The organism is Anaerotruncus colihominis (genome assembly GCF_010206195.1).
In the GTDB taxonomy this organism is placed as follows: Bacteria; Bacillota; Clostridia; order Oscillospirales; family Ruminococcaceae; genus Anaerotruncus; species Anaerotruncus colihominis_A.
The window spans coordinates 24,576-38,715 of record NZ_VIQT01000010.1; the positions used below are offsets into that span (position 1 = coordinate 24,576).

The window sequence follows — 14,140 nt, forward strand, 5'->3', positions numbered from 1 at the left end:
TATATTCGACACGTTTCTTAAAAACCAAAGCAAATCCAACAATTTTTTTATTTTTGAGTCAGGTAAAATGAACTGTCCAAATCCATCCTGACATATGCAAGCACATTTTACCTATGCTGCCAGCCGTAATACCGCAACAAACGCTTACTGCGCGGATACCGTGTCCGCCATGTCCGCCGCAGCCTGCGCGTCGCCGTCCACATTCTGGGAAAGCAAGCTGTTCCAGATGGAATTAACATATTCAACGCATTCAAAATAAATACGCGTAATGATGTCCATCGGGATCTGGAGCAGCTTCGCGTGCCAGGTCATTTCATTCCAATCGGCCTTCTCATAACAGAGCACAAGCTGATACAGCGCGCCGCAGCGCCCTTCATTTTTGAGCAGAGCCGTCTTGACATAGTCTGAAATCGGCAACTCTTCAAGCGCCATCTCCAACGGGACCTCCATCAGCTGGTCAAGCGTGGAGAACATGCCCATCATATACGCCTCCGACGGCGAAATCGGGAAATCACTGATATTCTTGGACAGCTCCATACAGAAATTGGCGCGCAGGAACGATTGTTTAATCAGCTCATCGGAAGCGCCGCCGTTGTCACGTTTGAAGCTCAACAGATAAATCCACTGTTTGAGCTGTCCAAGGCCGAGCACAACGAGCGCCTGCTGCACGGATTTCGCCTGATTGCGTAGCGCAAAATAGGCGGAGTTGACCAGCTTCATCAGCGAAAAAGCCAGCGTGACGTCGCGTGAAATGATGCGCGCGATCTCGTCGATATCCGGCTCATCCTTTGTCACGGCGATCATAAGTTGGAAGAAGTTGCTCTGCATATGATCGACGCGGTGTACCTTCGATTGCTTCTGCTCCGCAACATAGGTGCCCTGGACCATTTCACAGCCAAGCTCCTTTGTCAATGCGAGCGCCTCTGGGGTATTAACCTTAAAAGCAACAACCTTTTTCTGGAAACTATGCGCAATATTTACAACATTGACCACGCTGGAATTGGTTGGTTTGGTTTCATCAATTTCGCTGAAATTGACCTTAATATAATCCAGCGCGTCCATAATCCCAAAATAACGCGGCGAAAACTCAAACCCGGCGCAAGCAATACTGTAGCCTTGCTTGCGATAGCGGTAAATCATCTTCTGCGCCACAGGATGCACGATGGAATTATCCTCGATCTGAATGACGAGGCGCTCGGGGGAGAACATGCGCGGAATATTCTTCATAAGAAGGTTGGGCGTAAACGTTAGAAACGCTGTTTTCCCTCCAAGAAATTTTTCATTGCTGAGTTCTGTCAGAAACTCCTCGATCGCGTTTGCAACCCGGGAATCACGCTGATTGTAAAGTGCCGTTTCGTCCTCCTTATATAAGATCTCGTACGCGGTCACTTTTCCGCTGCTATCGAGAATCGGCTGTCGGACAATATAGGTTTCCATACATTTCAGCTCCTCACTCTATCTTCTTTAAGCGTAAGCGGCTTACAGCCGCTTTTGGAAACAAAGCAGACTTTTACCCCCAATAGACTTCAATCCGGTCGCCGTCATGGATCGGCTCAATATAGGAGGCTGCGCGTTCATTGCGGCGGATAACCGGCTCTCCCTGCGGATGGTCCGGATCGATCTCAACATAATTGAGCACGTCAAAAAACAGATTCGGCGTACCATCCGGCTTTCCCGGCAAAAGCACCGGCGAACCGTTGAGGATGATCTGCACCGCGCCGTGCCGGGGCGTCTCCTGTACAGCCGGCTCCTGCGACAGCGCAGGCGCTTCCGCGCGCGGCGTTACAGAAAGATCCGGGCCGGGCGGCTGCGCCTGCGTCATCTGCAAATCCACCGGTACGACTGACGGCACAGGCTCCGGCACGGTCAAGGGCTGCTGAAGAACCGGCGGCGCCGGCGCCGCTGATGCGACCGCGCTCACACAGTCGCCTTCTTTCAATATGTAATCGGCCGTGCACTGCACGCCGTTTACAACAGTCGTCTCAAGCGCCCCATCCGTCTGTGCAAGCAGATCGCCAAGGGTGGTTATACGCAGGACATGCACTTTATCCGCTTCATGGATTTCATCCTCCGCCTCAGCCAGCGTGCCATTAATAGTCACATATACGCCCGCCTGGACCGTCTCGCCGTTGTATTCAATCGCAAACGGGGCGAAATCCTTCACAGTGTCGCGCGCCAAAGGCCGCGCGTCCATGCCGTTGACCGCTGGTGTGAACCGGACTGAATCACCGGCTTCAAGCGGCGTTGTAATATTCGCCGCGCGGCCGTTGACTTCGAATTCGGCGAGCGTCGGCACACCGCCGCGCGCCACCTTTTTCTCGCCGTCGAGCGCATAGGTCACGCTGCGGCCCGAACGCCCCATAATCTGGCCATACTGATAGCCGGCGCGCAGCAGCGCCTCCAGCAAGGTCATCGCGCCAATGCGCATCATGCGCACACGCTGGCCGTTGATCACAACCGACAAATTTTCCTGCCCCTGCGCGGACATCGCCGAAATCGCGATGCCGATTGGCGTCGCATATTCCGCGCTGATATATTGCGGCTCCGTTTCTACCATCCGCTTCATATAATTGTTGCCGCCGATAGCGACCTTTTTTTCATCAATCGAAAGGTTCTGCGCCACCAGACGACACAGCTCGGGCGTACGGCTGCCGCCTCCGACCATAAAGACCGCCATCGGCGGCGCCCCGTTGATTTCAAGAATCTGCTGCGCAATCATCTGTGCAAGCTCCTCCACGGCGGACAGAATCCGCTGGCGCAGCTCCTCCGACGGGATATTGTATTCAAAACCAAGGATATCGCAGTAGGCGATCAGCTCTTTGCCCTCGCTGAGCATAAACTTCATCTTTTCGGCCATCTGAAAATCGACCAGGAATTCCCGCATCACACGTTCTGTAATCTCATCGCCGGCCATCGTGGCCATCGTATAGGCACAGACGCTCCCATTATTGGTAATCGCAATATCCGATGTGCCAGCGCCGACATCCACCAGCGCGATATTGAGCAGGCGCAGCTCCTGCGGAATCACCGCGCTGATCGCGGCAATCGGCTCAAGTGTGATGCTCATGATCGTTAGCTCTGTCTGCTGCATGGCCCCATAGAGGCTTTCAACAACTTCACTCGGCAGAAACGTCGCGATCAGCTCCACTACTGCTTGACGGCCGCGGTGATTGACCAGTGTCGAAAAGGCATATCCATCAAGCGTGTACTGAATAACAGAGTGTCCGACGCAGTAATAGGTCAACCCGCCGTCGCTGCCAAGCTCCTCCAGCAACCCCTGATACGCCTGCTGAATCGCCTTCGACTCCAGCTTGAATAGTTCCTCCTGGCCGATAGGCTTCTTTTCGTCAAGCTCCAACGCGCATGTAACACGCTTTGTTTTCAGTACGCGGCCCGCAGCCGCCACATAGACCTCGTGCAGCGTAAAGCCGAGCCTCTGCTCAAGCCGCTGTTTGACCATGCGCGCCACGCGGGCCGTCTGTTCAATATCCTCGATCTGCCCATCGACAACAGCACGCTCGGCGTGCTCCTGTGTTTCGACGCCGAGAACACGAAGCATTCCGTTTTCAACCTCGCCAACCACACCGGTCACGCTGCGCGTGCCGATATCCAATGCGAAAATAACCCGTTCTTCCCTGCTCCTGTCCGCCGCGTCCGTCACTTCTCCATCGTCCCCCGTTTTCTGCGGATTTCATCCCCTTGCTTTGCGAACAGAAAGCCGCACAGCTTCTGCTCCTCCCACTCGGCCAGCGGATCAAAATCAGCGACATAGGCCATACTGTTTGTCATGCGCTGCCCACGTGAAATCGTCGCGTAAAGATGCTCCACCTCTATACTGAAAAAAGATGGATCCATCTCAATGCGCTGCTCGGCCACCAATGTCTGCGCGCATTCAAACAGTACGCTGTTCAGACTGATGCTCTTGATCCGGATGGGGATTGGACCATATAGCTGATCATCATGAATTTCATAAATGCGCGCCGGCAGATCCACCCCGACACGAAAAAACCGCTGCCTCTCATATTCAACAAGGCTGACAACCTCGCGCAAGATCAGCCGTTTCGGCTCCCAGTCGTCAACACGCCCAACTAGCACTTCAAAACCGCCTGTCTCGTCATAAATCAGAATTTTCGCATGCTGCCCGCACGCGACCTCAGGCAGCTGCTCCTTGACGCCGACCACCTCCATCCTGTCGCCGGACACCCGGTCGATTTTCCCAAACAATATGGGGGCATTGTTCATCTTCTTCAATTCGCAGGCACGGCCTGTAAACAGTTCAAAATTCATCCTGACCGCTTCCTCCCGGTTTTATTGCGCCGATTGGCCGGAACCGCCGGCAGGCAGTCCCATAGCCGCGCGCCCGGCCGCCGAAATGCCGTCCCGGATCTCCTTGGAGGTCTGGAGCAGCTGGCAGTAAATCGCCGCGACAACCTGATAAAGCTCGGGGGGGATGTTGCTGCCAACCTCGAGCATACACATCAGCGATACGGCGCTGTCGTCGCGGAAAACGGGAATCCCCTGTTTTTCCGCCACGTCAATAATGCGCTGCGCCAATTCACCATAACCCGAGGCGATTACAATCGGAGCGACATCCTCCTCGGCGTTGTATTTCAGCGCAACGGCCTTGTTTTTTTTAGATCTGGACATCGATACCCGTCCTTTTATATGGGAGTGAGCGGAACACGTCCATCAGCGAACGTGCCCGCTCCAATTTTTCAAAATGCACATCGCCAAGGCGAAAGTCGAGCGCCTTTAAGCACCCGGCAATACTTGAACCCATCCGCGCGTAAGAGTCCACATAGGCCGGCGGGCAGAACAGAGACAGGTCGATCGTCTTGTCGCGCACATACAATTCAAGCTCAAAGCGTCCGATGTCGCTGATCTCGAATACCAGCAGCATATGGATCGAGTGGTCGTCCGTTCCGCGGCCGTTCTCCTTATCCTCGCCGCCGTTGTGATTGATCCAGATTTCCGCGAACGACTGCATATCCTCATACAGCACCGGCACCACAAAATGAAGCAGCGGCGTAAAGTTACAAGGGGAGGAAAGCAGGCTTCGGATAATGGTTTCGACCTTTTCGGAATTCATAAGCATAATCTCGTCGGTCTGCGATTGGCGGTCAATCAGCTTCGCCAGCGTCTCAACCACCGAACGGCTGTGTTCCGGACGTCCGGAAAAGCTCTGCTCAATGTAGCGCAAAAACTGCGTGCGCGCCTGTTCTCCATGGAGCTGCGAAAGCAGCCGCGCCGTCGCCTCGTGGAAGAACAGCTCGTTATCGTTAAAGCGCGAGAGATTATAGGTGGCAATGGACAACACCTTAGCCAGTTTCGGCGAAAACAGAATGCTGTTTTCAACCTCCCCAAAGAGCGAAAGCATATCTTTTTTTAAACCATCAAAGCTCTGCGCGGCGTCCGGCGCGCGAAAACGCGCCGCCAGCGACGCCAGTCGCGCGGAGAGCGCCTTGCTGCTGTCAAGACTGTCCGATAGAAACTCCAGGCTGTTCGCGACGGAACGCAGCATCGGTTCACGCATGGAATAACTATTAAACGCCTTGAGAAAATAGACGGTCGCCTGCCGCAGCCCCTCCTGCTTTGGATTTTGCGAGAGCAGTTCGCGCAGAAAATCGAACAGTTCGCCCTTAAACGAGGTCGAGGCGTTTTCCTGGCGCATCATCTCGTCGGCGATGTCCTCCGGCGCAACCATCAACTGATCGAAAAGCTGCTGAATCTCCTGTGTCAACGGCTTGTTGTTGACTGGCAGCAGCTTGATCAGCTCCTGAAGCAGATAGATGTTTTTCAGCGAGCTGGCCGCAACAGACGGGTCCTTGAGCAGATTCAACAGCAGCGCGGAGGTCTCCTCCTGCTGGTTGAGCCCTGTATTCTGCCGTAAAATTCCCTCCTGGCCGGCGGGCTTTGTCACGCGCGTGATATTGTGCAGGTCAAACGGCTGTGTAGCTTCCATCGCTTTCTGCGCTTCGGGCGCCTGCGATTTATTGACCAGCGGTGTTGTGATCCTTAAAATATCCGCCATGTTCCTTCTCCTACCTGGACTGGCCATTCCAAAGGCGTTTTTCGCCTTGAAGTACTGGCACAATCTTTTCAATATAATTATCGTTCAAAGTTTCAATAACACAAGCAATTGTTCTTTAGTTTTTTTCTAACCTGCCGAATAATAAAAAATAGAGTTATAATATTTACCGGCGGCCGCCTCATTAAAGAGGGGGGCTACCGCTTGTGTGCGGCGCCAGGCTCTAATTTATTCTTTAGAATAGCAGGTGAATTCTATGGCGATTGATCCAAGTATGGAACCCATGTTAGATGTTTTTATCTATGAAACAACCACGCTGCTTGATCAGCTTGATGAAATTCTTCTTGACGCGGAGAAGTCAAAAAGCTTCAGTGAAGACAACATCAACGAAATTTTCCGTATCATGCATACGATCAAAGGCTCCGCCGCGATGATGGATCTCAATGGTATCTCCACACTGGCGCATTCTGTTGAGGATGTGTTTTTCATCATCCGTGAGGATCCTGCCCGGATGGCCAACATCAGCGAAGCCATTTTTGATCTCGTTTTCCAGGCCTCCGACTTTTTAAAGGATGAGGTCGAGTGTGTCCAGAATACCCGCGAGGCAAATAAAGACCCGGGCGCAATCATCGCCGAGCTGGAAAAAATGGCGGCGATTATGAAGGGCGAATCGCCTGCTGCGGACGCTCCGGCTGCGCCCGCAGCCGACGAAGCCGCGCCGACGGCCCAGGCTTCCGCCTCCGAACAAGACGACGAAACCTGCCACATTCGGATCTTTTTTGACGATGATTGTCAGATGGAAAACATCCGCGCGTTCATGCTGGTTTCCCAGCTGAAGGATCTGTGCACCGATCTTACAACGATTCCGGCCAATCCGGAAAACGACGCCTCCTGCTGCACCGAGATTATCAAAAACGGCTTTGAGATAATCTTTAAGCCGCTTGTTCCAATATCTGAAATTTTCCAGGTCGTTGAAAGCTCTGTAAACGTTAAAAATTATACGGTGCTGCACGACGAGCCTGCGCCGCCGCCCGCGGCCGCCGCGGCGGAGCCTGCGCAGGCGCCCGCGAAGGCTGCGGCGGCGCCGGCGAAGCCCGCGGCCGCCGCTCCGAGCGCGCCCAAGCCGTCCGATGCTCTGCCCAAAACAAAGCAGAGCCTTGTCAGCGTCAATCAGGCCAAGCTTGATCAGTTGATGGACCTTGTCGGCGAGCTGGTCACAACAGAGTCGATGGTCGTCAGCAATCCCGATCTCAAGGGGCTGCGTCTGGACAACTTCAATAAATCGACGCGCGAGCTGCATAAGCTCACCGACGAATTACAGGATGTTGTCATGTCCATTCGTATGGTGCCGCTTTCCGGCATATTCCAGAAGATGAACCGCATTGTGCGCGACATGAGCAAAAAGCTGGATAAACAGGTCGAGCTCGTCACTGAGGGCGGTGACACCGAGGTTGACAAAACCATCAACGAGGCCATCGGCGATCCGTTTATGCATATGATCCGCAACTCGATGGATCACGGCATCGAGCCGATCGAGGAACGCCGCGCCAAGGGTAAGCCGGATGTCGGGCGCATCACGATGATCGCCAAAAATATCGGCAGCGAAATCGTCATCACCATCGCGGACGACGGCGCCGGGCTCAATCCGGAGGTGCTTCTGCGCAAGGCGCGTGAAAACGGCCTGCTGACCAAGCCCGAATCCGAATACACCGACAAGGAAATTTTTGGTCTGATTATGCTGCCAGGCTTTTCAACCAACAAGGAAGTCACCGAATTTTCCGGGCGCGGTGTCGGCATGGACGTTGTCCGCAAAAACATTGAAAAGGTCGGCGGTACGCTTTCCATCGACAGCGAGCGTGACAAGGGCACCACTTTCATCATCAAGATTCCGCTCACGCTCGCAATCGTGGACGGTATGGAGCTTGAGATTGGCAACACCATCTATACCCTGCCGATCGCCTCTATTACGCAGTCGTTCAAGATCTATGACAACAGCCAGATTCTGCACAATACCGACGGTACGGAAATGATTATGCTGCGCGGCGAGTGCTTCCCGCTGATCCGTCTGCACCGCCTGTTCGATGTTGAAACGCAGATCACCGAATTGGGCGACGGCATCGTCATTTTGATCGAAAACGGTGCAAATGCCGCGTGCCTGTTTGCCGATAAGCTGCTTGGGGAGCAACAGGTCGTTGTCAAGCCTTTCCCGACTTTCCTTAATAAATACGCGGTCAAGCAAATCGGTCTTTCCGGCTGTACCATTCTTGGAGACGGAAGCATCAGTCTCATTCTGGATGCGAACGCCCTGCTCAACCTGAATAAGGAAAGGAGATAAGCCATGAGCACAGCAAATACAACCATAGAAATGGCTGCCAATACCGCATTGGATGATCTGAGCAACCGCAGCCTGACTTTTTTGATCGGCGATATTTTTTACGGAATAGATCTTTCACATGTGATTGAAATTATCAGCATCCAACCAATCACGCCGGTCCCCGCCCTGCCTACCTATATCAAGGGCATTATCAACCTGCGCGGCAAGGTAGTCCCTGTGATTGATGTCCGTTTGAAATTCAATCAGGAGGAGCGCGCGTATGACGACAAAACCTGTATCATCGTCACCACGATCCACGATATGCATGTGGGGTTAATCGTTGACATGGTAGCAGAGGTTTTGAGTATCACTCCAGAAGATAGTACACCTCCGCCGGAGTTGGGATTAAACGCGACCGACAAATATCTGACCTCTATTGCAAAAGTTGGTAACCGCATTATCATGAATATTGACTGTCAAAAATTTTTCATGGCCGACCTGAGTTATTGACAGCCTGTTTCTTAAATCAATAGATTGGAGCCATCAATAATGAACATGGAGCAGACACAAGCCGGTCTTATACGTATGACAGACGACGAATTTGTCAAATTGACCAGTTTTGTCAAAAAAAAATACGGGATCGACCTTACTAAAAAGCAGACATTGATTGAAGGGCGTCTTACAAATGAACTGCGTCACCGTGGTCTGAACCATTTCAGGGACTATCTTGACATCCTATTTCGGGATGAGTCCGGGGCCGAGATGGTCACGCTTCTCAATAAACTGACCACCAATCTCTCCTATTTCATGCGTGAAAAGGAACACTTTGAATATTTGCGCACACAGGTTCTTCCCTATTTTGAAAAGACGCGCAGCCGTGAATTGCGTATCTGGAGCGCAGGTTGTTCAACTGGCCAGGAGCCTTACAATACCGCCATGGTGCTTGATGAATACTTTGGAGCACGCAAAAAAAATTGGGATACACGAATCCTTGCAACCGACATCTCAATGAATGTGCTTACAAAGGCAAAAGCAGGCATCTATAGTATAGAGGATCTTAAAGATGTTCCATCGCAATGGGTATCAAAATATTTTAAACGCCTGGCCAACGGGCAGTATCAGGTCTGTGATCAAATCCGCGCCGAGGTCATTTTCCGTCCGCTCAATCTGATGGAACCGTTTTCATTCCGCAAGCCGATGGATTTAATTTTTTGCCGCAATGTTATGATCTATTTTGATGCGCCCACCAAGCAGCAGCTTGTTCAAAAGTATTATAACTGTACGGCAAAGGGCGGCTACCTGTTTATCGGCCATTCAGAAAGTATCAGCAATGGGCCGTCATGCCCTTACACGTATATTCAGCCCGCAATTTATCAACGGAAAGGATGACATCGGTGCCGCCCTTTGGAAAAATCAAGCTTTTGATTGTCGATGATTCCCTCTTTTTTCGGAAATCACTTGAACGTGGACTTTCCAAGGATTCACGGATTGAAATCATCGGTATGGCAGTCGACCCATTCGACGCCATGGAAAAAATTAAAAAATTAAATCCGGATGTCGTTACACTTGACGTTGAAATGCCAAAGCTTAATGGCATCGATTTTCTAAAAAAATTGATGCCTATTCATCCGCTTCCGGTTGTTGTTGTCAGTTCAGCACCGGTCAGCGCGCTCGATGCCCTGGAAGCAGGCGCGGTTGATTTCGTCAAAAAGCCTGAAATCAAATCGTCACAGGATCTAAATCATTTTATCGACGACCTGATTGTCAAAATTAAAATTGCAGCGACGGCCAAAATACCGACGCGGCGTGCTCCAGCCCGTCCTGTTACGGCATCTGTCCGCACCACGCCGGTCATGCCCGCGCTTTCGCTTGCGTCACAGCACAGCAATACCAACACGATTATAGCTATCGGCGCTTCAACCGGTGGGACGGAAGCCATTTTAGCCGTTATCCGCGATCTGCCCCCGACAACGCCCGGCATTGTAATCGTACAGCACATGCCTCCTGTTTTTACAAATATGTATGCGCAAAGGCTCGACCGCATCTGCCGTATGCGTGTCAAGGAGGCCGAAAACAACGACCGCGTTGTGCCCGGACAGGTCATCATCGGCGCGGGTGGTCTTCAGCTTCGCTTGGCCAAGGACGCGCGCGGCTATTACGTCAAAAGTGAGGGCAGTGAAAAGATTGGTGGTTTCTGCCCTGCGGTTGACGTATTGTTTAATTCTGTTGCCGAGGTTGCCGGACGTAACGCGATGGGGGTTATCCTGACAGGGATGGGGGCGGATGGTTCTAAAGGGCTTTTGAAAATGCGCAAGGCGGGTGCCTATACGGTTGGGCAGGATCAGGAAAGCTGTGTCGTTTATGGAATGCCCATGGTCGCATTTAATATCGGCGCGGTCCAAAAGCAATTTCCGCTTGATAAAATTGGTGGCGAAATTATGCGTTATCTCAATACGCGCTCCTAGGGGCTCTTTGAAAAATCAAAATTCTCGCATTTTTCTATTTTTAAACAAGCCCTAACGCTTACTCTTTGTATTACATTAAAAAGGCGAACAACCTATAGGTTGTTCGCCTTTTTGTTCTGTAAAAGCCGCCACGGCACAGACGGCTATTTTAAAACATCTGCCGCTCTGGCCGCAACATAGCCTGCTGACATTGTAAAGCGGCTGTCCCCACTGTTTGCAGCGCAGCCGGCTGAAGTTTTTTGCTGGGGCTTTCTTCAAAAAAACTGGGAAGTTTTTTGCCAGGGTCGTTTTCAAAAAGGCCGGGAAAGGAGAGCCTCCAGCACTTCCTCGACGCGACGGCAATGATTTGGGCAAAGCGCGCGGACATCAGGCGCCGCATTTTCCATCACATATGGATGACCGACCGCCTCAAGCATTTCCCGATCGTTGAAGTTATCACCGAACGCCATTATTTCATCGCGCTCAAAGCCGAAGCGTTCCTGAAGCACGCGGATTGCCGTGCCCTTATTCGCAGTGGTAAAATCAATCCATTCAGCGCCCGAAAGCGCCACGCTTATGCGGCTACCCCAACGTTCTGTAAATGCGGGAACAAGCTCCGCAGCACGGCCATTATGGACAAACGCCGAAATCTTGAGGATATCACGGTCTACTGAAAACAGGTCGTCCACAATTGTAACCGTATTTTTCATCGTATAGGTTATAAAATCAGCATATTCACGGCAACGACTAGTGAAATAACTTGTATCCACACCTGAAAGCAATACCTCGCAGCCCTCATGCTCAAGAATATCGCTGATAATGGCGTCACCCAACGCACGCGGCACAGGAGAGGTAAAAATTGCCTGGTCATGCGACATCACCAGCGCCCCACTCTCGCACACAAACAGAATATCTTTCCACACCTCGGAAAACATACGCCGCATATTGGGATACTGTCGTCCACTGGCTGCTACAAATAAAATCCCTTTTTCCCGCAGACCTCGAATCAGCTCAAATACAGGCGGTTTTAGGACTTGCGCGCCGTTTTGCAGAAGCGTCCCGTCAAGGTCGCTGGCAACCATTTTGATCATCGGTCCATCCCTCCGTTTGCTGTTTCATTTATTATACTAGTATTTGTAAGCACGAACAAGCATCCTTCTTTATTTTTATAATTGATAACAAATTTTAACGCTGCGCTTGACAGGACATGGCACACATCCTATAATTAAAATAAACAATTCATTTTATTATTTATATTAAGGTGGGATTAAACCATGAAAGCTTTGGTTCGCCGTGCTGGTATGTTTCTTGCTGTATTGGCATTATCCATTTTATATCTCTCCTTTGGTATTTATGCCCATCATGGGCGGCGTGTTGCCACACAGCCGGCCTGCCCAGTACATGGCGCGGAATGCCACTACAACAGTGTTTGTCAACAGGTCTGCGCAGTACATGACGACAATTGTCCATATGACGGGAATTGCGTCCCCTATTCAAGCGATCATCATGCATCTAGACATGGTTGTCACGGTTGTTAAAAATGGGCGCGCTATCTGTGGAACGCTGTTTTTAAGCCCCAAAAGGGAGGACAGATTCAAACTGTCCTCCCTTTTTATTTATTCCTCACCGGCTTTAAAGTTATAAACCGGACGGATAATCCGTTCGATATGGACTGTTTCACTGATATTTGACACAATATCCTCCATGCGCTTATAAGCCATCGGGCATTCATCAAGCGTAGCTTTTCCAACAGAAGTTGTATAAATTCCATCCATTTGATGTTTAAACTCCGATACCGTAAAGCTCTGTTTGGCCTGTGACCGGCTCATCAGGCGGCCCGCGCCATGCGGCGCGGAGCAATTCCAATCCTCATTGCCGCGCCCGATACAGATCAGGCTGCCATCGCGCATATTGATCGGAATCAGCAGGCGTTCGCCATCCTTTGCAGAAACAGCCCCTTTGCGAAGAACCATCGCATCAGTATCGATATAATTATGGATCGTCGTGAAACTGTCCTGTGCATGCAACCCCATCCCTTTCAGAATGTCGTCGGCTATCGCGCGGCGGTTGAGCATAGCAAAGCGCTGGATGATCCGCATATCATGGATATACTGTTCAAACAACTCGCCTTCGGCGTAGGCCAGCGGTTTCGGGATCGATGTCTGTTTTGTATTTTTCAGTTTCTTGATCGCTTTTTGAATTTCCTTCTCGCGGCCTTCTGTTTTGAGCTGTGCGATCAGTGCAGCCTCATCGGATTTGCTGCTTTTATTGAGCCTCTGGTAGGCCTCGTTCTGATAACAGGCCGCAACCTCCAGCCCCAGATGCCGGCTGCCTGAATGGATCACAAGATACAGTCCGCCTTCATCATCGCGGTCGACCTCGATAAAATGATTACCTCCGCCGAGCGTCCCGAGGCTTTTTTCCGCACGCAGCGGGTTAATCTGGCGGTAACAGTAAAGCTCTGTCAGGTCGATTTCATTAAAATAGCGGTGCGCCTTCTCACGGATAGAAAATCCCGACGGAATTTTCGCTCTGATCAGTTTATCAAGCTTTTGAAGTTCCAAATGTTGTTCCCGCAGATGCACCGTTTCCATCCCGCATCCAATATCGACGCCGACAAGGTTCGGCACGACCTTGTCGGTAATCGTCATGGTCGTACCGACGGTACATCCCGCGCCCGCATGAATATCGGGCATCATGCGGATGCGGCTGCCATCTGTAAACGACTGGTTACACAGTTGAATCACCTGCGCGACCGATGCTTCGTCAACTACATCGGTAAAAATTTTTGCGCTGTTATATTTTCCTTTAACCTCTAACATAGGGCGGCGGCCCTCCTTTTCCTTCGTCATCATTCATCAGTCTGTCGCCTGACTGGCTGGCTTTCTGTTAAGATATTACTATTTGTATACAATATAACCAACTAGGCCCTCACCAATTCCATGTGAAAGCCGAGCGCCCATACAGGCGTCTATTCAGTTACAATTGCTGTCTTACAAATGTACAAAAACAAAAACACCGGACGCGGACAGTGACGCCGCGGCCGGTGTTTCCAAAATACGATGTATATACGGGGACACAATCAACCCATTATCCGGGATTCTCGGGCCTGCCCTTACAACGCATGGTTATATAAACCGAATCCTGCATCACAAAAAGCCTGTAGCAATGAACATCACTGTGCAGTCCAAAGCAGTTTTGCCTGATATACATAATCGCTGTCATAGCAGTCCCCTCCATTTCCTTTCAATGTGTTTTATGCCGATGACCGTATTATACCAAATGTAATAAATGTTGTCAATAGAAATTTTCCAATTTATTTTCCATCCTTCATACCTATTTAACTGCGGCTAC

General features: G+C 51.1%; 11 protein-coding genes. 4 read left to right on the forward strand and 7 right to left on the reverse strand.

From position 1 onward, the window contains the following. Nucleotides 1-144: 144 nt before the first annotated feature. The 5 genes from FMM72_RS07825 to FMM72_RS07845 all read right to left on the reverse strand — a co-directional run bounded on the left by FMM72_RS07825 (nucleotide 145) and on the right by FMM72_RS07845 (nucleotide 6,031). A complete protein-coding gene (locus FMM72_RS07825; RefSeq protein ID WP_160208182.1) occupies nucleotides 145-1,437 on the reverse strand; it encodes an EAL and HDOD domain-containing protein in 1,293 nt (430 codons plus the stop codon). 73 nt (nucleotides 1,438-1,510) lie between these two features. Next, entirely contained in the window at nucleotides 1,511-3,661 is a 2,151-nt protein-coding gene (locus FMM72_RS07830; RefSeq protein WP_162221095.1) for a cell division FtsA domain-containing protein, read from the reverse strand. Continuing rightward, nucleotides 3,658-4,287 carry a hypothetical protein gene (locus tag FMM72_RS07835; protein WP_162221096.1) on the reverse strand — a complete coding sequence of 210 codons (630 nt, stop codon included), beginning with the start codon at nucleotides 4,285-4,287 and terminating at the stop codon, nucleotides 3,658-3,660. The genes FMM72_RS07830 and FMM72_RS07835 overlap by 4 nt, the downstream gene beginning before the upstream one ends. Nucleotides 4,288-4,308: 21 nt before the next feature. After that, nucleotides 4,309-4,647: an EscU/YscU/HrcU family type III secretion system export apparatus switch protein gene (locus FMM72_RS07840; RefSeq protein WP_006874889.1), complete on the reverse strand. Its 339-nt coding sequence runs from the start codon at nucleotides 4,645-4,647 to the stop codon at nucleotides 4,309-4,311. Then, nucleotides 4,634-6,031, reverse strand: a complete 1,398-nt coding sequence (locus FMM72_RS07845) for an antitoxin (RefSeq protein ID WP_160208179.1) — start codon at nucleotides 6,029-6,031, stop codon at nucleotides 4,634-4,636. The genes FMM72_RS07840 and FMM72_RS07845 overlap by 14 nt, the downstream gene beginning before the upstream one ends. A gap of 253 nt (nucleotides 6,032-6,284) precedes the next feature. On the opposite strand from FMM72_RS07845, the gene FMM72_RS07850 reads away from it, so the two are divergent. From FMM72_RS07850 to FMM72_RS07865, 4 genes are read left to right on the forward strand one after another with little or no spacing between them, the layout of a single operon-like run. After that, nucleotides 6,285-8,363, forward strand: a complete 2,079-nt coding sequence (locus tag FMM72_RS07850) for a chemotaxis protein CheA (protein WP_162221097.1) — start codon at nucleotides 6,285-6,287, stop codon at nucleotides 8,361-8,363. A gap of 3 nt (nucleotides 8,364-8,366) precedes the next feature. Further along, entirely contained in the window at nucleotides 8,367-8,852 is a 486-nt protein-coding gene (locus tag FMM72_RS07855) for a chemotaxis protein CheW (protein ID WP_160208177.1), read from the forward strand. A 39-nt stretch (nucleotides 8,853-8,891) separates the two neighbouring features. Then, the gene (locus FMM72_RS07860) at nucleotides 8,892-9,731 is read left to right on the forward strand and encodes a CheR family methyltransferase (protein ID WP_243151508.1); all 840 of its coding nucleotides are present in this window, start codon (nucleotides 8,892-8,894) and stop codon (nucleotides 9,729-9,731) included. Then, nucleotides 9,728-10,807, forward strand: a complete 1,080-nt coding sequence (locus tag FMM72_RS07865; protein WP_160208176.1) for a protein-glutamate methylesterase/protein-glutamine glutaminase — start codon at nucleotides 9,728-9,730, stop codon at nucleotides 10,805-10,807. Before FMM72_RS07860 ends, FMM72_RS07865 begins: the two co-directional genes overlap by 4 nt. A gap of 290 nt (nucleotides 10,808-11,097) precedes the next feature. Here the strand turns inward: FMM72_RS07865 and FMM72_RS07870 are convergent, their stop codons facing one another. Together FMM72_RS07870 and FMM72_RS07875 are read right to left on the reverse strand one after the other, a co-directional pair. Continuing rightward, on the reverse strand, nucleotides 11,098-11,877 hold the full coding sequence (locus FMM72_RS07870) for an HAD family hydrolase (RefSeq protein ID WP_162221098.1): 780 nt from the start codon (nucleotides 11,875-11,877) through the stop codon (nucleotides 11,098-11,100). A gap of 525 nt (nucleotides 11,878-12,402) precedes the next feature. After that, complete coding sequence (locus FMM72_RS07875) at nucleotides 12,403-13,608, reverse strand: RtcB family protein (RefSeq protein ID WP_160208174.1); 1,206 nt, start codon at nucleotides 13,606-13,608, stop codon at nucleotides 12,403-12,405. Between the last annotated feature and the right edge of the window lie 532 nt (nucleotides 13,609-14,140).